A 19,626-nucleotide genomic window follows, 5' to 3' on the forward strand; every position below is an offset into this window, starting at 1 on the left:
GCTGCTTTAGGTATTCTATGTTGATCTATAAGTACCTGTTCGAACCGAACTCACAAATTCCAAGATAACCGGATGTCATCGATGCAAGAACAATATAACCCGCAAGATATTGAACAGAAAGTTCAACAGCACTGGGATAACAACCAAACCTTTGTGGTAAGTGAAGACCCAAATAAAGAAAAATTCTACTGTCTTTCTATGTTTCCTTATCCAAGTGGTCGACTGCACATGGGGCATGTGCGTAACTACACGATCGGTGATGTGATCTCTCGCTTCCAACGTTTACAAGGTAAAAACGTCATGCAACCGATTGGTTGGGATGCGTTTGGCTTGCCCGCCGAAAATGCGGCCGTTAAAAATAAAACGGCACCAGCACCTTGGACGTATGAAAATATTGAATACATGAAAAACCAACTCAAATTACTGGGTTTAGGTTATGACTGGAGCCGTGAATTCGCGACTTGCCGTCCTGAATACTATCGCTGGGAACAAGAGTTTTTCACCAAACTGTACGAAAAAGGTCTGGTTTATAAAAAAACCTCATCAGTAAACTGGTGTCCTAATGACCAAACCGTACTCGCTAACGAACAAGTAGAAGACGGCTGCTGCTGGCGTTGTGATACGCCTGTTGAGCAAAAAGAGATCCCGCAATGGTTTATTAAGATCACCGCCTACGCGCAAGAATTGCTCGATGATTTAGATAACCTTGACGGCTGGCCTGAAATGGTTAAAACCATGCAGCGCAACTGGATCGGACGCTCTGAAGGGGTAGAACTGAGCTTCCAAGTTAAAGGCCAAGATCAGGATTTGGAAGTCTATACCACCCGTCCAGATACCTTAATGGGCGTTACCTATGTCGGTATTGCTGCGGGTCATCCTTTGGCAATACAGGCGGCGGCGAATAACCCTAAACTGGCAGCATTTATTGATGAGTGTAAAAACACCAAAGTTGCCGAAGCCGAACTCGCGACAATGGAGAAAAAAGGCATGGCGACCGGCCTGACGGCTATCCATCCTTTAAATGGCCGTGAAGTGCCTATCTATGTCGCCAACTTCGTACTAATGCACTATGGGACTGGGGCGGTAATGGCGGTTCCGGCACACGACCAACGCGATTACGAATTTGCCACCAAATACGGCTTAGATATCATTCCCGTCATTAAACCTGAAGATGGCAGCGAGTTAGATATTAGCCAGCAAGCTTATACAGAAAAAGGCGTACTATTTGATTCTGGTGAATTCGACGGGCTAACTTTCCAAGCGGCTTTTGATGCCATTTCAGCAAAACTCGAAGCGCTAGGTAAAGGTAAAAAGACCGTTAACTTCCGTCTACGTGACTGGGGCGTTTCTCGTCAGCGTTATTGGGGAGCCCCTATCCCAATGGTCACCACTGAAGATGGTCAAGTTCATCCTGTTCCTGCCGATCAGTTACCCGTTATCTTACCTGAAGATGTCACCATGGATGGTGTAACCAGTCCGATAAAAGCGGATACAACTTGGGCTGAAACGACATTTAATGGTCAACCCGCCCTACGTGAAACCGATACCTTTGATACCTTTATGGAATCGTCTTGGTATTATGCACGTTACTGCTCACCACAAGCGGATGATATTTTAGACCCAGCCAAAGCCAACTACTGGCTACCGGTTGATCAATACATCGGTGGTATTGAACACGCTTGTATGCATCTACTCTACTCACGCTTTTTCCATAAACTATTGCGTGATGCTGGTTATGTCACCTCAGACGAACCGTTCAAACAGCTTCTTTGCCAAGGCATGGTGCTGGCTGACGCTTTCTATTATAGCAATGAGAAAGGCACCAAAGAGTGGATTTCCCCGACTGAGGTCAAAGTGGAGCGTGACGGAAAAGGTCGCATTATTTCAGCGGTGGATAATCAAGGTCGCCCCGTTGAACACTCAGGCATGATCAAAATGTCTAAGTCAAAAAATAACGGCATTGACCCGCAAGAGATGGTCGATAAATATGGCGCAGATACGGTACGCCTATTTATGATGTTTGCTTCGCCTGCCGATATGACATTGGAGTGGCAAGAGTCTGGTGTTGAAGGAGCGAACCGCTTCCTAAGACGAGTATGGAAGCTCGTCGCTGAACATACTGCGAAAGGTGCTGCGGTTGCGGTACAAAGCGATGCATTAAATGCCGACCAAAAAGCACTGCGTCGTGATGTGCATAAAACCATTGCTAAAGTGACTGATGATATTGCTCGTCGTCAAACATTTAATACAGCGATTGCTGCGATTATGGAGCTGATGAATAAACTCACTAAAGCCCCACAAGAGTCTGAACAAGATCGAGCCATTATCGATGAAGCTGCTAAAGCAATCACCGTAATGCTTTACCCTATCGCGCCACACATCTGTTTTGAAATGTGGCAAGCGCTCGGCGAAGTGGACATTGACCAAGCAACCTGGCCAACTTACGACGAAGCCGCATTAGTTGAAGATCAAAAACTGATTGTTCTGCAAGTAAATGGTAAATTACGTGGAAAATTGACGGTTGCCGCCGATGCCAGCAAGGAACAAGTTGAAGCATTAGGTTTACAGGATGAAAATGTTAAGAAGTTTACCGACGGTTTAACCATCCGCAAAGTCATCTATGTCCCCGGTAAGTTACTCAACCTTGTCGCGAACTAATTAGGCTAATGATGGTCTGTAAACAGGGTATGCATATCCTGTTTACTTATCTCAGCCTATCCCAACAGGTAAGTTAAGATAAGTAAATTCACCCATGAGAATCATCGCCCCATGTGTTTTAAATTTTCGTCAATACCAACATTACTATTACTTCTAACGACGCTGCTCCTGTCGGGTTGTGGGTTTCAATTACGTGGGGATTATGATATCCCAGAAAAACTCAATACCATGTCTTTGACTAGTTACGATCAATTCAGTACTTTCACACGGATTGTGAAAGATCAGCTACGCATGAATGAAATCGAATTAGTCGCACCTTCCGCAGACGTCCCTAATTTGCACTTAGTCAATGAAAGTACCAGTGAACGAACGCTGTCTCTTTATCAAAACACTCGAGCAGCAGAAAAAGAGCTGACATTTATCGCCTCATACCGGGTTACAATTCCCGAACTGGGAATAAAAACCTTTTCCACTAGCGTCACTCGTAGTTACTTAGATAACCCGTTAACCGCATTAGCGAAATCGGTAGAAAGGGAATTGATCGTTGATGAAATGCGTAAGCTGGCTGCCAGCCAAATTATTCGTCAGATGGCACGGCTTAAAATTGCCATTCAAACTGGAGATATTGACAAAGCCGAGACACTTTCCACCTCTGAAGACTCCATAAATAGCGAGCCAAAAATGGATCATTCAAATGCTATCAGATCCAAATAATCGAGTGTCAGTATGAAAGTGTACGCCGATAAACTTCCTGAGACCTTAAGTCGGAGCCTAGCCCCTCTCTATCTCGTGCTAGGCAATGAGCCATTACTGATTCAAGAAGCACGAGTAGTGATAGAACATAAAGCCAGAGAACTAGGTTTCGAAGAAAAATACCAATTTACCGCCGATAGTAACCTTGATTGGAATGAAGTCTATGATCGCTGCCAGTCAATGAGCCTTTTTTCCAGTCGGCAATTAATTGAAATTGATATTCCTGACAGTGGCATGAATGCCGCAACTGGGAAAACACTCAGCACATTAGCGCAACACTTGAATCAAGATATTCTGCTGGTTGTGGTCGGCAATAAGCTCACCAAAGCACAAGAAACAAGTCACTGGTTTAAAACCCTCAGCAACCTAGGTTGTTGGGTGAACTGCTTGACGCCTGACTTATCTCGCTTGCCTCAGTTTGTGATGACCCGTTGTAAAATGTTAGGGTTACAGCCAGACGTTGAAGCCGTCCAAATGCTCGCTCAATGGCACGAAGGCAATCTGCTTGCCTTGGCACAAAGTTTAGAAAAGCTAACCTTACTCTACCCTGATGGTCGCTTGACCTTGGTTCGCTTAGAAGAATCACTCAGTCGCCATAATCATTTTACGGCCTTTCATTGGGTGGACGCCTTATTAGAAGGTAAAGCAAACCGAGCACAGCGGATTCTACGTCAACTGGCATCGGAAGATATTGAAGCGATCATTTTAATTCGCACCATTCAAAAAGAAATATTTCAACTGCTACACATGCGCCAAGCGATAAAGACTCAACCGATCGCTAGAGTCTTTGAACAATACCGTATTTGGCAAAATAAACGTCCACTGTATTCTGCCGCTTTACAGCGCTTATCCGGTCATCACTTACGCCATTTATTACAATTGCTGACCTGTATCGAACAACAAGCGAAAACCCAATATAGCCAATCCATTTGGCCATTATTACAACAACTGAGTTTAGAATTCTGTTTACCCGAAGCAAACTTACCTTTACCAAACTAAAACCGTGGTATACTGTTGCGCTTTTTAATAACCAAATATCAAGATTCAGAGGATACCCCCTTGCTACGCAACGATTTGACCCATTTTCTGGCTAATAAAGCTGATGACATGAAAGCTGTTGATATTGTTACCCTTGATGTACAAGGCAAATCAAGTATCACCGACTACATGATCATCTGTACCGGAACATCAAAACGCCATGTTGCCTCAATTGCAGAACATGTAGCCAATGAAGTAAAAAAAATTGGCATGCAACCACTTGGGGTGGATGGAGAAAATGAAGGTGAATGGGTCGTGTTAGACATGGGAAGCACTATGTTACATGTCATGCAAGAGGAGCCTCGTGCCTTATACCAGCTAGAAAAGCTTTGGAGTTAAGAGTGAAACTTCAATTGATCGCGGTTGGGACTAAGATGCCTACATGGATCGAAGAGGGGTTTCAAGAGTATCGCCGTCGCTTTCCTCATGATATGCCACTAGAATTAATCGAAATATCTGCAGGGAAACGAGGAAAAAATGCTGACATCGCTCGTATTTTACAAAAGGAAGGACAAGCTATGTTGGCCGCCGTTCCTAAAGGTAATCGGATTATCACCTTAGATATTCCCGGTAAACGTTGGGACACCGAACAACTAGCAGAGCAATTAGAAAGCTGGAAATTAGACGGGCGTGATGTCTCTATCCTGATTGGGGGGCCTGAAGGTTTAGCGCCAGCTTGTAAAGCGGCAGCGGATCAAAGCTGGTCACTGTCTCCTTTAACCTTACCTCATCCTCTTGTTCGGGTCGTGATGGCTGAAAGCCTATATCGGGCATGGAGTATCACCGCGAATCATCCTTATCATAGAGAATAAAGAGCGATGAGACGTAAGCGCAGTCCAATTAGAGATTACCAAGCCGAAGCTCGATTGTTCCGCCATCGAGCAATCGTCGCTTTTATTGGGATTATCGTCGCCATCGGCATCTTGATTACTAACCTATACACGATTCAGGTCAAACAGTATCAAGACTATAAAACACGCTCTAACGATAATCGTATAAAAGTGGTACCTATAGCACCAAATCGCGGTTTAATTTATGACCGCCACGGTCACTTACTGGCAGAAAACCGACCTGTTTTTAACTTGGAAATTATTCCCGAGCAAGTGACAGATATGGAAGATACGCTTGCTCGCTTACAAGAAATACTCACCATCCCGGAAGATAGAATCACTGCGTTTGAAAAAGATCGCCAACGAACACGCCGATTCAACGCGATTCCGCTGCTCACTCAATTAACTCAAGAAGAAGTCGCTAAGTTTTCTGTTCAACAACATAAGTTTCCGGGGGTCTCGGTCAGCGCGAGCCTTAAACGTTTTTATCCATATGGCGAGGTACTCACTCACGTTATTGGTTATGTTTCACGTATCAATGACCGAGATTTAGAGCGACTAGAACGAGAAGATAAAGCGGCCAATTATCAAGCCACTCGAGATATTGGTAAACTGGGTATTGAACGCTATTACGAAGATTTACTGCATGGGACGGCTGGTTATCAAGAAGTTGAAGTAAACAGCCGCGGTCGGATCATCCGAACCCTAAAATATGTTCCACCAACTCCGGGTAAGGATATTGTTCTCAACCTCGATATCAAGTTACAGTTATTTGTTCATAAACTGTTAGATGGACGACGAGGCTCTGCCATTGTACTTGATCCTAAAGACAATGGTGTGTTAGCGATGGTCTCTAGCCCAAGCTATGATCCCAATGCCTTTGTGCACGGCATCTCGTCACACGATTACAATCAACTGCTCAATAATATTAATCGTCCGCTCGTCAATCGAGCCACTATCGGCATTTACCCCCCCGGCTCAACCGTCAAACCGTTTATTGCGGTCGCAGCACTGAACGATAAAATTATTACCCCCAATACCACACGGAATGACCCCGGATACTGGCGAATTCCCAACTCCAACACTCGCCCATTTCGAGATTGGTTACGTTGGGGGCATGGTCGAGTCGATATTATCAAAGCATTAGAAGAGTCGGTCGATACATTCTTCTACCAAATTGCCTATGATATGGGAATCGATAGCTTATCAAACTGGATGATGCGCTTTGGTTTTGGAGATTATACTGGTATCGATATCTATGAAGAAAGCAAAGCCAATATGCCAACCCGTGAGTGGAAAATGGCACGTCATAAAACACCTTGGTACCAAGGCGATACCATTCCAGTGGGTATTGGTCAAGGCTATTGGACAGCAACACCGATGCAGTTAGCCAAAGCCACCTCGGTAGTTGCCAATAAGGGAAAAGTCATTGCGCCTCACTTACTACGCTCAACCATCAATAATGGTGAACCTTTTTCAACCCAAAAAGAAACTGAATATGTCACCTATCCAGCGATTAACGAAGTTCCAGAAAAATACTGGGACATGGCAATAGAAGGCATGTATTTAGTCAACCACGGGAAACGCGGTACCGCGCGCCGAGCATTCAAAGGATTAAAATACAAAAGTGCCGGTAAATCAGGTACGGCTCAAGTGTTCGGTTTGGCAGAGGGCCAAGAGTACAACGCCGAAGAACTCTCAGAACACCTACGTGACCATGCACTATTTACAGGGTTTGCCCCTATCGAGAACCCCGAATTGGTCGTTACCCTTGTACTAGAAAATGCAGGAGGGGGATCAAGTAATGGTGGCCCCCCTGTTAGACAAATTTTCGATCACGTAATCTTGGCAGAAAAAGAGGGCAAACAATGAAGATGGATCCTGCCACTGGCCGAAATCGTGCTTTTTTTGAGAAACTACACATTGATCTTCCACTCTTACTTGGCTTATTAGTTTTAATGTTATTTGGGCTTGTTGTCATGTACAGCGCCAGTGGCCAAAGCCTTGCCATGATGGATCGTCAAGCCATGCGGATGGGGATGGCACTGTTAATCATGGTTGGGCTAGCTCAAATCTCTCCTCGTAACTATGAACGTCTAGCTCCACTGCTCTTTTTTGTTGGAGCCTTATTACTGCTGGGAGTGTTATTTTTTGGCGAAATATCAAAAGGCGCTCAACGTTGGCTAAACTTAGGATTCGTACGCTTTCAACCGTCTGAATTACTAAAATTGGCGGTTCCACTAATGGTGGCACGCTATATTGGTAACCGTCCTATTCCGGCCGATCTAAAGACCTTAACGGTCTCGCTATTCATGGTATTCTTTCCCACTATTTTAATTGCTAAACAGCCGGATTTGGGCACCGCGATTCTCATTGCCGCCTCTGGGATTTTTGTCATTTTCTTAGCTGGAATCAGTTGGAAAATCATTGCAGCCGCCAGCATTGGAGTCGGTGCATTTGTCCCAGTATTATGGTTTTTTTTGATGCATGAATACCAAAAAACTCGTGTTCGAACTCTATTTAATCCAGAGTCCGATCCATTGGGAGCTGGCTACCATATTATCCAAAGTAAAATAGCAATCGGATCTGGAGGAATTTCCGGAAAAGGCTGGTTGCACGGCACCCAATCTAACCTTGAGTTTTTACCTGAACGCCATACTGATTTTATTTTCGCCGTCATTGCCGAAGAGTGGGGAATGATCGGAACGCTTGCCCTACTCTCAGTCTATCTATTCGTTATTGGACGAGGCTTATATCTTGCCAGCAACGCACAAACAGCCTTTGGCCGGATGATGGCGGGAAGTATTGTGCTCAGCTTTTTTGTATATGTATTCGTTAATATTGGTATGGTCAGTGGGATCTTGCCTGTGGTGGGGGTTCCACTCCCTCTGATTAGTTATGGTGGCACATCAATGGTGACACTGATGGCCGGATTCGGTATTTTGATGTCTATTCATACCCACCGAAAAGCATTTTCGAAGGCAAACTGATACTGATGAAATTACTGACTCTGCTGTTAACGCTAAGCGCCTTGACCTTCCTTTCGGGCTGCAGTAGCTCCTCATCAAATGGACGCTATTCAATAAATGATGATATCGCCCCAAATGTACCACTTTCACTCGAGCATATTGAGGATGCGACACCACAATATGAACCATATAGTTTGGGAGGGAATCGAGATTACACATTGCGAGGAAAAAACTACCAAATCATCCGAGACACAGAAGGATTTGTTGAAACAGGGCAAGCCTCTTGGTATGGCAAAAAATTCCATGGCCATTTAACCTCTAATGGCGAAATTTATGACATGTACTCCATGAGTGCCGCACATAAAACCTTGCCGCTACCGTCTTATGTCAAAGTTACGAATGTTGAGAATGGTAAAAGCACCATTGTTCGCGTGAATGATCGCGGGCCGTTCCATGATGGTCGAATTATAGATTTAAGCTATGCCGCTGCCTATAAATTAGGCGTTTTACAAACGGGGACCGCTCAGGTTGAAATTAGCGTCATCAATAAACAAAAACCCGCTTTAACACCGCTAAAATCTCAACAACATGATTACGTCATTCAGGTTGCCGCCTCTCAACACGAGCAAAATATACGAACTTTAGCAGAAAAAATAGGTCAAACGCTAAGCGTGCCAAGCTTTGTGGATCATGAAAATCAACACTATCGAATATTTTTAGGTCCATTTACTGACTATAACTTGACGCAACAAACCTTAGAACGAGTAAAATCACTCGGTTATCAAACCGCCTTTATTCGGAAAAATCTCACGCAATAGTCACCGTTCAACACGAGAATCACCGCCATGCTGGCCTGATTTATCTAGCGGTTTCTGTTAGGATACTGGACAACTAACCAATCAGTTTTGCATTCACTATGAAAAAAAATACTTTACACATTATTTTGGCGTCTTCTATTGCGCTCTCTGCGACTGCCGTGTTCGCATCACCGGTTGTTATTCCTGATGCACCACAAATTGCAGCGAAAGGCTACGTTTTGATGGATTATCATTCAGGAAAAGTTCTGGCTGAAAAAGAGATGAACACAAAATTATCGCCAGCCAGCTTAACCAAAATGATGACCAGTTATGTGATTGGTCAAGAGCTAAAGCGAGGTAATATTTCACTCAATGATGATGTTGTGATTAGCCGCAATGCTTGGGCTAAAAATTACCCAGACTCATCGAAAATGTTCATTGAAGTGGGCACAACCGTTAAAGTTAGCGATTTGAATAAAGGGATTATTATTCAGTCCGGCAATGATGCGTGTGTTGCGATGGCAGAACATATTGCTGGATCAGAAGATGCCTTTGTTGATTTAATGAACGCTTGGGCAGAATCACTGAAAATGAGCAATACTCATTTTGCTAACGTACATGGATTAGATCACGATAACCTCTACTCTACTCCTTATGATATGGCACTATTAGGCCAAGCTCTAATTCGAGACGTGCCCAATGAATACGCGCTCTATTCTGAACAAAAATTCACTTATAATGGCATTACTCAATACAACCGTAACGGGTTGCTATGGGATAAAAGCATGAATGTGGACGGCATCAAAACCGGTCATACTTCTAATGCAGGCTATAGCCTTGTCAGCTCTGCCACCGAAGGAAAAATGCGTTTAATTGCAGTCGTTATGGGCACTAAAGATATCAATGCGCGCAAAGCAGAAAGTAAAAAACTGCTCAGTTATGGCTTCCGCTTCTTTGAAACCGTTGCACCACATAAAGCAGGCGAAACCTTTGTCGATGAAACCATTTGGATGGGCGATAAATCGACCGTATCACTCGGTGTAAACGAAGATACTTATGTGACTCTTCCTCGTGGGCAAGCAAAAGATTTAAGCGCTAGCTTTGTGCTTGAAAAAGAATTAAAAGCCCCAATTAATAAAGGCGACGTCGTAGGTACGCTTTACTATCAATTACAAGGAAAGGATGTCGCTCAATACTCATTAATAGCACTAGAAGACGTCAAAGAAGGCGGCTTATTTAGCCGTCTTTGGGATTATATTGTGTTGCTATTTAAAGGGCTTTTCTAAACAAGTGTCAATGATAGATGAACGGTTAGCAGTAAATCCCCTCCGTTCATCTCTCTTGCCCAAACTTGAGTTCTTGATTGATTAACTGTACTATTCGCCACCATTTAATTTGATGCCAAACTTGGAGTCTCTACGATGATGACAATAAACTCTGATGCAAAACTGAAAGATCTACTAGAGTTTCCTTGCTCCTTTACCTATAAAGTAATGGGTCATGCGAAACCTGAGCTACCAGAGTTGGTCCTTGAAGTGATTCAACGCCATGCTCCAGGTGATTACAGCCCACGAATCAAACCCAGTGGCAAAGGAAATTATCATTCTGTCTCTGTTACCATTACAGCCACCTCTATCGAACAAGTTGAGACACTCTATCAAGAGCTCGGCAATATCGACATCGTGCGCATGGTACTATAAAACATTGCTATCAATTATTTTTAAATAAAATCAATTATTTTTTAAAGCAGCCTAAGGCTGCTTTTTCTTATTTATCATAAAGTTAAAATAACCCTACAGAATATAATGTTAAAAAAGCCAGCCAGATGAGTAGTTCAAATGACCTAACAGGTTTATAATCAAAAAACTTTATATATTATGAATGGGCAATCGCAATGGACAATCAACTTGTTATCAGACAATTGGGACGGCAAGATTACTTTCCCGTTTGGCAAGCGATGCACCAGTTCACCAATCAGCGAGATGCAACAACTCGCGATGAAGTTTGGTTCGTTGAACATAATCCAGTGTTCACCCAAGGCCAAGCCGGAAAACCTGAGCACCTTCTCAATCCTGGCGATATTCCGATTGTACAAAGTGATCGCGGCGGCCAAGTCACCTATCATGGGCCTGGCCAACTTGTCGCTTATGTCCTTATTAATCTAAGACGCAAACATCTAGGCGTACGAGATCTGGTTAACCATATTGAACACTTAGTCATTGATACGCTAAATACCTACCACATTGACGCGCATGCTCGAGCTGACGCTCCCGGTGTGTATGTCGCAGAGAAAAAAATTTGTTCTCTCGGTTTACGTATTCGTAAAGGCTGTTCATTTCATGGCTTAGCCCTCAATGTCAATATGGACCTATCTCCTTTCTTACGGATTAACCCCTGTGGTTATCAAGGAATGGAAATGACACAGGTTTCTGACATAGCTGGCCCTCACCGTATTGAGGATGTTGAACAAAATATGATCCAAGAGCTTGTCCGTATATTCGGTTATCAACAAGTCGAATTTAGCACTGAAGCACCTTTGACAGGTAAAATAGCATGAGCAAACCAATTCAAATGGAAAGAGGCGTTAAGTACCGTGACGCCGATAAAATGGCCTTAATTCCAGTTAAGACAATGCCCACCGAGCAGCATGAAGTTTTACGTAAACCGGCATGGATGAAAATTAAATTACCGGCGGATAGCCAACGTATCCAAGATATCAAAGCAGCAATGCGTAAGAATAATCTTCACTCCGTGTGTGAAGAAGCTTCTTGCCCAAACCTCGCTGAATGTTTCAATCACGGCACTGCAACCTTTATGATTCTTGGCGCGATTTGTACTCGTCGCTGCCCCTTCTGTGATGTTGCCCATGGCCGCCCCATCGCGCCCGATAGTGAAGAACCCCAAAAACTGGCCCAAACTATCCATGACATGAAACTCAAATATGTGGTGATCACCTCCGTTGATCGTGATGATTTACGTGATGGAGGAGCCCAGCATTTTGCCGATTGTAACCGGGAGATACGAGCACTCAACCCAGGCATTCGAATAGAAACACTAGTACCCGATTTTCGGGGTCGCATGGATATCGCTTTAGATAAACTCAATGATAATCCACCCGATGTTTTTAACCATAACCTTGAAACCGCCCCTCGTTTGTATCGTAAAGCTCGCCCCGGAGCAAACTACAAGTGGTCACTTGAACTGTTGAAAAAATTTAAAGAAAGACACCCAGATGTCCCAACTAAATCAGGCTTAATGATGGGGCTTGGGGAAACCAAAGAAGAGATCATTGAAGTTCTCAAAGACTTGCGTGCACACGGTGTCACCATGTTAACGCTAGGCCAATATCTAGCCCCCAGTCGCCACCACTTACCGGTTGAACGCTACGTCCCACCTGAAGAGTTTGATGAGCTAAAAGAAATCGCCCTTGAGCTTGGCTTTACCCATGCTGCTTGCGGGCCATTTGTACGCTCTTCCTACCATGCTGATTTGCAAGCGAAAGGCATGGAAGTTAAATAGATTCATCTGAATAGCAGAAAAGTCGACAAAATGTCGACTTTTTTATTAAACTAAACAAATACATCAATAATAATGATTAGCTTGGGCAGACAGAACATCGCTATCTAGACAATAAGGATCATGCTAATGAATAAAGTCGGCTTTCTTGCTTTACTAGCCGTAGCAGTGACTGCTGGGTGTAGCTCTAATACCCAACAAGATAATTTTCGTGAAGCCTCTTTTGAGCTGTGTAATACCGAAGTGAATATCTATTCGGTCAGTGATGATGGTCGAGTACGTATTGTCTGCGCCGATGGCTCTAAGTTTGCTCTACAAAGTGAAAAGACATTAAACACCATGCGAGATATCAACATTGATTATTGTGATGGTGAAGGGTTAGGTAAATTTAGCGAAAGTAGTAAGTACTATCTTTTTCAATGCAAGTCAGGCACCTTGCTAAGCATTTCAAAATAGTATCGCCAATGATTGACTCATTCGTCTATAAATAAGGCCCGCCAATGCGGGCCTTATTTTCCAATAAAACCACTAGCCGTTATGCGTACACAGGTAAGCGCTTACAAATCGCTAAGACTTTCTGTTTCGTTGCTTCAATCACAGCAGGATCGTTGATGTTATCTAAGACATCACACATCCAGTTCGCCAAATCTTTCGCATCTTGCTCCGTAAAACCACGGCGAGTAATCGCTGGGCTACCAACACGGATACCAGACGTAACAAATGGGCTACGAGGATCGTTAGGTACCGAGTTTTTATTAACGGTAATATTCGCGGCACCTAGCGCAGCGTCAGCATCTTTACCGGTAATATCTTTATCAATCAGATCGACCAAAAATAGGTGGTTTTCAGTACCATTGGATACAATTTTATAACCACGAGCTTGGAACTGGCTCACCATCGCTTTGGCATTTTGTACCACACGAGTTTGATAAGCTTTAAATTCAGGCTCCATCGCTTCTTTAAATGCCACCGCTTTAGCCGCGATTACGTGCATTAGAGGGCCACCTTGACCACCAGGGAATACCGCTGAGTTGAGTTTTTTATACAACTCTTCGCCTGCGTTTGACAAAATCAAACCACCGCGCGGCCCCGCTAACGTTTTGTGCGTTGTTGTGGTGACAACATGTGCATAGGGTACTGGTGTTGGATAAACCCCTGCAGCCACCAAACCAGCAATGTGAGCCATGTCGACAAATAAATACGCATCAATTTTATCCGCAATTTCACGCATCCGTTTCCAATCAACGATTTGTGAGTAAGCAGAGAAACCACCAATGATCATTTTAGGTTTATGCTCAATCGCAAGGGCTTCCATTTCGTCATAGTTAATCTGACCGCTCTCATCAATGCCATAAGGAATAATGTTGTAAAGCTTGCCAGAGAAGTTTACCGGGGAGCCGTGAGTTAAATGACCACCGTGCGCTAAACTCATCCCCAGAACCGTGTCGCCTGGGTTAAGCAGTGCCATATACACGGCACTGTTTGCCTGTGAACCTGAGTGCGGCTGAACGTTCGCATATTCACAACCAAATAGCTGACAAGCGCGATCAATCGCTAATGCTTCTGCTTTATCAACGTATTCACAGCCACCATAATAGCGTTTACCGGGGTAACCTTCTGCGTATTTGTTGGTTAATTGAGAACCTTGCGCTTCCATAACCCGTGGGCTAGTGTAGTTTTCTGAAGCAATAAGCTCGATGTGTTCTTCTTGGCGAAGGGTTTCTTCTTGGATTGCTGCGAATAGCTCCGCATCGTAATCAGCGATATTCATATCACGCTTAAGCATCTGTATCTCCTGACTCAGATTTATCTGAAATTAGCTAAAAACCACACAATGACCCAAACGCAAACGTTTTCGTCACCCTAATGGGGCGCATTCTACCTAATTTGTTCTTTAGCATAAAGCCCAAATCACACAAAATATCATGCAGTTTTTTCATAATGACGGACAAGTTTTTTCATCTTATCGCTTGGGAAAAGCGCACCACTTGTCGAAGTGTCAATTTTACGCTTTACACGCTGTAAAGCGCCAGTGACATAGGTGTACCTTAATTTTGTTCCGCTTGCTACCGAAAATAATGAGTTTTCATTAGTATACCGGATTACTGGTCTAAATAGACCGAATAAGTCGATTTCCCTTCTCACCAACCGACTACGACTTATTTATACATTTTGGCTGATCATCGCCCTCGTTCAAGTCGGACAAGGAAAGACCACCAGCCACTATACTCAAACTGAAAGAATAGGGAACATATTGGTCAATATGGAAAAACATACCCATAAAGAAGATATTATCGCGATGTTAACTGGCACCTTTTTAGTCGCTCAAGGCGTTTTTTTTCTTCAAGCTGGAGAGCTGCTTACTGGAGGAACCGCCGGGCTCGCATTGCTCTTGACCCATTTGCTACCTTGGTCATTCGGCGTTCTTTACTTTATCGCCAATAGCCCATTTTATCTGTTGGCTTGGCGTCGTTTTGGCCGTCGATTTGCTTTAAACAGTGTGATATGTGGTGCTTTGGTCTCTCTCTTCGCCGATCACTTATCGCTATTTATTTCACTCAACACTGTAAATCCCTTTTATTGTGCTTTGGCAGGAGGTTTGCTGATGGGCTTGGGTATGCTGATTCTTTTCCGCCACCGTGCAAGCCTGGGCGGGTTTAATGTGCTTTGCCTATATATTCAAGATCGATATGCTATCTCTGTCGGTAAAACACAAATGGCCATTGATGGGATCATTTTGGCCAGCTCATTATTGCTTGTCTCACCGATTACGATCCTGCTTTCGATTTTTGGGGCATTGATTCTTAATATTGTATTGGCAATGAATCATAAACCCACTCGCTATAAAGTGACTTACCAACCTTAATTCGAAGCCTTCTAGCAGATCTTAAGCCGACGAACATGGTCGGCTCAAGATTTATCATTATCAGCCATTAATGGCTCGCTCTACCTTTCACATCATGGCTTAACGCTTTGTTAAGTTCAGATTCTACATAACCAGGAGAACGAGTCGCTTGAGACAGTAGCCGATACATGGCGGGCACCACAAACAGGGTCACAAACGAAGCAAACCCCATACCGAAGAAAATCACCGTCCCCACCGATACTCGACTTTCATACCCTGCCCCCGTGGAAAGAATCAGTGGAACAGAACCAGCTAAGGTGGTAAATGCGGTCATCAAAATTGGCCTTAAACGGCGTGCAGACGCATCAATAATAGCCTGTTCGAATTCATAACCACGATCTCGCAGTTGGTTGGCAAACTCAACGATGAGAATGCCGTTTTTGGTCACCATACCAATCAGCATAATCATGCCAATCTGACTATAGATATTCAGCCCCTGCTCCATGACAAACAATCCGATGAAACCACCAAACACGCCCATTGGTACGGTAAACATCACCACCAGAGGATTGATAAAGCTTTCAAACTGGGCAGCCAATACCAGATAGGCAACAAGCAGTGCTAATGCAAAAACCACCACAACACTCGATTGATTCTCTTTAAAATCTTTCGATTCGCCTGAATAACTAACGGTAATATCACTGGGCAATAGCTTTATCGCTTTTTGATCTAGAAAGTCCAAAGCTTGGCCTAACGTATACCCTTCGACTAAGTTAGCCGTAATGGTGATTGCTTTTTGCTTATTATAATGGGAAAGCCGAATGGGTGATGCAACCTCTTCAATCTGAGTGATCGTGTCAAGCGTGACTAAATCTCCAGATGAGGTTCTCATATAAATTTGGCTAAGATCGGCGACATTATTAAAGCTATTTTCATCGCCACGTAAGTAGACATCATACTCTTCACCCCGCTCAACAAATGTGGTGACTTTTTTCCCTCCTAACATCACTTCCAATGTTTCGGATAATTCTTGCACGCTAATACCCAACTGTGCAGCTCGTTGTCGATCAACCGACACCACTAATTCAGGCGTTTTTTCCGAATAATTACTGTCGACTCCAGTCATCATGCCGGAGTTGGTTGCTTCTTGCTGCAACTGCTCTGCCCATTTTTGTAACTCCGTATAATCTGCGCCGCCTAACACAAATTGAACGGGTTCACTCGACCCTCCACGAAAACCGGGCATAAATGGAAATACACGCACATCCGGGATACCGTCTAACGCTTGCCGAATTTGCCCAAGCGCTTGTTGTGCGGTGATCTCTCTTTCATTCCAATCATCTAAGATCATGATCACTAAGCCGGTTTGATCCCCAGCATTGCCACCAAAAGCGGGCGATTGGATACTAAATGACTTCAAGAAACCTTGCCCTAGTAAAGGCAATAAACGCGACTCGACCAGATCCATATTGGCTGCCATTCGATTATAACTGGTTGCGTCTGCACCACGGACAAAAGCAAAAATAACCCCTCTATCTTCTGAAGGGGTCAACTGTGCCGGAACCATATTATTTAAGGCATAGCTCCCACTGACACACGCGAGAATAACGATAGGTGCCACCCATTTCCAACGAAGTGCACCTTTCAGAGCAAAGCGATACCCCGACTCTAACCGACTAAACAAACGATCGACCAACAAAGTGAAACGCGCTGGTTTTGTACCACTTTTTAAGATCTTACTGCTTAAGACTGGCGTTAATGTCAATGCGATTAATGATGAAAAAATAACCGCCATTGAGAGCAAAACAGAAAACTCAGTAAACAATAACCCCACCATACCATCCATAAATGAGATGGGTAAAAAAACCATAACTAATACTAAGGTCGTGGCCACCACCGCGAATCCAACTTCTCGAGTCCCTTTATAGGCTGCCAATAGCGGTTTTTCGCCTTGTTCAATATGGTGGTAAATATTTTCCATCACCACAATCGCATCATCGACCACTAACCCAATTGATAAAATCAAAGCCATTAAGGTAATGAGATTAATGGAAAAGCCAAAATAATACGCAGCAATAAAGGATGAAATCAGAGATACCGGTACAGTAACGGCGGGGATCAAAGTTGCTCTGGCTTGTCCAATAAAGATATACAGTACCAACACTACTAATCCACCAGTAATGAATAAAGTGCTGTACACTTCATCAATTGAACGTTCAATAAAAACGGTCGAGTCATAGTCAATGGCGAGCCGCGTTCCATCGGGTAAAAATTGTTGAATACGATCCACTTCTTTGTGAACACGCTGTGCAACATCAAGTGGGTTAGCATCCGATTGTGGCACTACTCCCATGCTCACATTTACCACGCCATCACTTTTAAAGGTCGAATTTTCGTTTTCTGCACCAATAAAAACATCCGCAACGTCTTGTAAATAAATCGGGGAACGATCGCTGGCTTGTTTGATGACTAAATATTGAAAGTCTTCCGGTGTTTGATAACTTCTCGCGGTACGTACCGACATCACCGTCGAATCATTTCGAACTTGCCCACCGGGGCTTTCTATATTTTCTCGCCGTAAAGCATTAGAAATATCAGTGGTCGTGATACCTCGCCCAGCCATTTGTTCAGGCTTAAGACGTACATACATCACTTTATAGAGCCCACCAGAAACATCCACTGAGCTGACACCGCTGATCAAACTAAAGCGATCAACCAATACACGCTCGATATAATCGGTAAGCTGAGTTCGATCCATCGTAGAAGAACTTAAATTGATGTAGACCGAAGCCTGACCAGAACCATTATTTTTAAATACCAGTGGGTCATCCGCTTCTTCTGGTAAAGAACGTTGCGCTCTGGCGACCGCATCACGAATATCACTGACGCCTGTATTTAAATCGTAGCCTAAATCAAAAGTGACGGTAATCCGTGACATACCATTACGGGTTACAGAACTGATTTCATCAATACCACTAATTCCGGCTAATTGGTCTTCCAGAATTGAAGTGATCTGACTTTCGATAATGGTAGCCGAAGCCCCGCTATACCGCGTTGATATTGAAACCACAGGATTTTCAATATCTGGCATTTCTCGAACCGCCAATTTAGAAAAAGAGACAAAACCGAATACGCACAGCAACAAGCTCAGGACTAACGCAGCAACAGGCCGCTTAACCGAAAAATCTGATAACAACATTATTGCTCACCCCTTACCACAGGATACCCCTCTTGGGTCACCTCGGTAACAGATAATCCATCGCGCATATTGACAATACCTTGCACAACAATACGCTGCCCAATCGATAACCCTTTTTCTATCACGACTTGATTTTCGATCCGCGCCCCTAAGAATACCTCGGTTCGGATGACTCGTTGATCGTCACCAAGGACGTATACATAACGTTTCGTGCCGGAATACTCCAAAGCCTGTACTGGAATAATCGGAGCGCTGATGGCGGGAAAATCGATCCGAGCCGAAAGCAACATTCCCGGTTTTAGCTTTCCCTCTTTATTATCAAAGTGAACTCTAACCGGTAAATTGAGGGTGTCTTGATTGATGCGTGAATTGATCGCAACCAAAGTACCGTGAAAGGTTTGATCAGGCCAAGCCGACGTTTGACCTGATACCGACATACCAAGTGACAAACTAGACAAATAACGCTCTGGAATCGAAAGATCCAAGCGCATCAGCGATAAATTATCTAATGTCAGTAATTCACTACCGACATTGACCAACTGACCACGGCTAAAATCAACAAATCCAATCGTACCATCAAAAGGCGCGGTAATATGTAAATCTGCCAATTTTGCCTTGGCTGCATCTAGCCTTGCTTGAGCAATATCGACACTGGCCTTTTGAGCATCTAGTTCCGTTTGAGTAATGGCACTGCGTTTAACCAAACGTTCAAATTCAGCCAACTTACGTTGTTCATCAACCAAATAAGCCTGTGCTTCCGCTAATGCTGCTTGAGCTTTATGGTCATTTAACTTGACCAACAGTTGATCTTTTTTAACGATTTGATTGGTTGCTACAGCGATAAAATCCACTCTTCCTGAAACTTCAGAAGCAATATCAACCGATTGTTCGGCCTGGAGTTTACCCACCAGAGATAAATGCTGTGACACTTGGTGCATCTGTACGCTTTCAATGACCACTGGGACACTTTTAACTTCCTTTGCCGCCAAGGGAAAGAACATAAAAATAGCCAAGAACGTGT

At 43.8% G+C, this 19,626-nt stretch carries 17 protein-coding genes; 14 read left to right on the forward strand and 3 right to left on the reverse strand.

Going from position 1 to position 19,626, the window contains the following annotated elements; all coding sequences use genetic code 11:
* Positions 1-81 precede the first annotated feature (81 nt).
* The 13 genes from leuS (at position 82) to FKN05_RS05655 (ending at position 13,017) form a co-directional block, all read left to right on the forward strand.
* Positions 82-2,658: a leucine--tRNA ligase gene (gene leuS / locus FKN05_RS05595; protein WP_170887059.1), complete on the forward strand. Its 2,577-nt coding sequence runs from the start codon at positions 82-84 to the stop codon at positions 2,656-2,658.
* 111 nt (positions 2,659-2,769) lie between these two features.
* Positions 2,770-3,372, forward strand: coding sequence for an LPS-assembly lipoprotein LptE (locus FKN05_RS05600; RefSeq protein WP_099612076.1), 603 nt, complete (start codon positions 2,770-2,772; stop codon positions 3,370-3,372).
* A gap of 12 nt (positions 3,373-3,384) precedes the next feature.
* Positions 3,385-4,410, forward strand: a complete 1,026-nt coding sequence (gene holA / locus FKN05_RS05605) for a DNA polymerase III subunit delta (RefSeq protein ID WP_170887060.1) — start codon at positions 3,385-3,387, stop codon at positions 4,408-4,410.
* A gap of 60 nt (positions 4,411-4,470) precedes the next feature.
* A complete protein-coding gene (gene rsfS, locus FKN05_RS05610; RefSeq protein ID WP_170887061.1) occupies positions 4,471-4,788 on the forward strand; it encodes a ribosome silencing factor in 318 nt (105 codons plus the stop codon).
* A gap of 2 nt (positions 4,789-4,790) precedes the next feature.
* Positions 4,791-5,261, forward strand: a complete 471-nt coding sequence (gene rlmH, locus FKN05_RS05615) for a 23S rRNA (pseudouridine(1915)-N(3))-methyltransferase RlmH (protein WP_099612073.1) — start codon at positions 4,791-4,793, stop codon at positions 5,259-5,261.
* Between the two features lie 6 nt (positions 5,262-5,267).
* Complete coding sequence (gene mrdA / locus FKN05_RS05620; RefSeq protein ID WP_161428163.1) at positions 5,268-7,151, forward strand: penicillin-binding protein 2; 1,884 nt, start codon at positions 5,268-5,270, stop codon at positions 7,149-7,151.
* Positions 7,148-8,269, forward strand: coding sequence for a rod shape-determining protein RodA (gene rodA, locus FKN05_RS05625; protein ID WP_170887062.1), 1,122 nt, complete (start codon positions 7,148-7,150; stop codon positions 8,267-8,269). Before mrdA ends, rodA begins: the two co-directional genes overlap by 4 nt.
* Positions 8,270-8,274: 5 nt before the next feature.
* Complete coding sequence (locus FKN05_RS05630) at positions 8,275-9,066, forward strand: septal ring lytic transglycosylase RlpA family protein (protein ID WP_099612071.1); 792 nt, start codon at positions 8,275-8,277, stop codon at positions 9,064-9,066.
* 98 nt (positions 9,067-9,164) lie between these two features.
* Positions 9,165-10,331: a serine hydrolase gene (locus FKN05_RS05635; protein ID WP_161428162.1), complete on the forward strand. Its 1,167-nt coding sequence runs from the start codon at positions 9,165-9,167 to the stop codon at positions 10,329-10,331.
* Between the two features lie 135 nt (positions 10,332-10,466).
* A complete protein-coding gene (gene ybeD / locus FKN05_RS05640; RefSeq protein ID WP_099612070.1) occupies positions 10,467-10,745 on the forward strand; it encodes a DUF493 family protein YbeD in 279 nt (92 codons plus the stop codon).
* Between the two features lie 194 nt (positions 10,746-10,939).
* A complete protein-coding gene (gene lipB, locus FKN05_RS05645; RefSeq protein WP_099612069.1) occupies positions 10,940-11,602 on the forward strand; it encodes a lipoyl(octanoyl) transferase LipB in 663 nt (220 codons plus the stop codon).
* Complete coding sequence (gene lipA, locus FKN05_RS05650; protein WP_099612068.1) at positions 11,599-12,564, forward strand: lipoyl synthase; 966 nt, start codon at positions 11,599-11,601, stop codon at positions 12,562-12,564. Before lipB ends, lipA begins: the two co-directional genes overlap by 4 nt.
* Positions 12,565-12,690: 126 nt before the next feature.
* The gene (locus tag FKN05_RS05655) at positions 12,691-13,017 is read left to right on the forward strand and encodes a hypothetical protein (RefSeq protein ID WP_099612067.1); all 327 of its coding nucleotides are present in this window, start codon (positions 12,691-12,693) and stop codon (positions 13,015-13,017) included.
* 79 nt (positions 13,018-13,096) lie between these two features.
* Here FKN05_RS05655 and glyA read toward each other — a convergent pair whose 3' ends face one another.
* Positions 13,097-14,347, reverse strand: a complete 1,251-nt coding sequence (gene glyA, locus FKN05_RS05660) for a serine hydroxymethyltransferase (protein WP_161428014.1) — start codon at positions 14,345-14,347, stop codon at positions 13,097-13,099.
* 477 nt (positions 14,348-14,824) lie between these two features.
* Here glyA and FKN05_RS05665 point away from each other — a divergent pair, with 477 nt between their 5' ends.
* A complete protein-coding gene (locus FKN05_RS05665) occupies positions 14,825-15,427 on the forward strand; it encodes a DUF6198 family protein (protein WP_099612065.1) in 603 nt (200 codons plus the stop codon).
* 67 nt (positions 15,428-15,494) lie between these two features.
* On the opposite strand, the gene vexH is transcribed toward FKN05_RS05665, so the two are convergent.
* Together vexH and FKN05_RS05675 are read right to left on the reverse strand one after the other, a co-directional pair.
* A complete protein-coding gene (gene vexH, locus FKN05_RS05670) occupies positions 15,495-18,605 on the reverse strand; it encodes a vibriobactin export RND transporter permease subunit VexH (protein WP_170887063.1) in 3,111 nt (1,036 codons plus the stop codon).
* Positions 18,605-19,606 carry an efflux RND transporter periplasmic adaptor subunit gene (locus tag FKN05_RS05675; RefSeq protein ID WP_249339286.1) on the reverse strand — a complete coding sequence of 334 codons (1,002 nt, stop codon included), beginning with the start codon at positions 19,604-19,606 and terminating at the stop codon, positions 18,605-18,607. Before FKN05_RS05675 ends, vexH begins: the two co-directional genes overlap by 1 nt.
* Positions 19,607-19,626 lie beyond the last annotated feature (20 nt).

This window comes from Vibrio sp. 1-1(7), assembly GCF_013048485.1.
GTDB lineage: Bacteria > Pseudomonadota > Gammaproteobacteria > Enterobacterales > Vibrionaceae > Vibrio > Vibrio fujianensis.

What these genes read in the sequence shown, in the direction of transcription:
- leuS (WP_170887059.1), top strand. Translation starts at nt 82, where the DNA reads ATGCAAGAACAATATAACCCGCAAGATATTGAACAGAAAGTTCAACAG.
- FKN05_RS05600 (WP_099612076.1), top strand. Translation starts at nt 2,770, where the DNA reads ATGTGTTTTAAATTTTCGTCAATACCAACATTACTATTACTTCTAACG.
- holA (WP_170887060.1), top strand. Translation starts at nt 3,385, where the DNA reads ATGAAAGTGTACGCCGATAAACTTCCTGAGACCTTAAGTCGGAGCCTA.
- mrdA (WP_161428163.1), top strand. Translation starts at nt 5,268, where the DNA reads ATGAGACGTAAGCGCAGTCCAATTAGAGATTACCAAGCCGAAGCTCGA.
- rodA (WP_170887062.1), top strand. Translation starts at nt 7,148, where the DNA reads ATGAAGATGGATCCTGCCACTGGCCGAAATCGTGCTTTTTTTGAGAAA.
- FKN05_RS05630 (WP_099612071.1), top strand. Translation starts at nt 8,275, where the DNA reads ATGAAATTACTGACTCTGCTGTTAACGCTAAGCGCCTTGACCTTCCTT.
- FKN05_RS05635 (WP_161428162.1), top strand. Translation starts at nt 9,165, where the DNA reads ATGAAAAAAAATACTTTACACATTATTTTGGCGTCTTCTATTGCGCTC.
- ybeD (WP_099612070.1), top strand. Translation starts at nt 10,467, where the DNA reads ATGATGACAATAAACTCTGATGCAAAACTGAAAGATCTACTAGAGTTT.
- lipB (WP_099612069.1), top strand. Translation starts at nt 10,940, where the DNA reads ATGGACAATCAACTTGTTATCAGACAATTGGGACGGCAAGATTACTTT.
- lipA (WP_099612068.1), top strand. Translation starts at nt 11,599, where the DNA reads ATGAGCAAACCAATTCAAATGGAAAGAGGCGTTAAGTACCGTGACGCC.
- FKN05_RS05655 (WP_099612067.1), top strand. Translation starts at nt 12,691, where the DNA reads ATGAATAAAGTCGGCTTTCTTGCTTTACTAGCCGTAGCAGTGACTGCT.
- glyA (WP_161428014.1), bottom strand. Translation starts at nt 14,347, where the DNA reads ATGCTTAAGCGTGATATGAATATCGCTGATTACGATGCGGAGCTATTC.
- FKN05_RS05665 (WP_099612065.1), top strand. Translation starts at nt 14,825, where the DNA reads ATGGAAAAACATACCCATAAAGAAGATATTATCGCGATGTTAACTGGC.
- vexH (WP_170887063.1), bottom strand. Translation starts at nt 18,605, where the DNA reads ATGTTGTTATCAGATTTTTCGGTTAAGCGGCCTGTTGCTGCGTTAGTC.
- FKN05_RS05675 (WP_249339286.1), bottom strand. Translation starts at nt 19,606, where the DNA reads ATGTTCTTTCCCTTGGCGGCAAAGGAAGTTAAAAGTGTCCCAGTGGTC.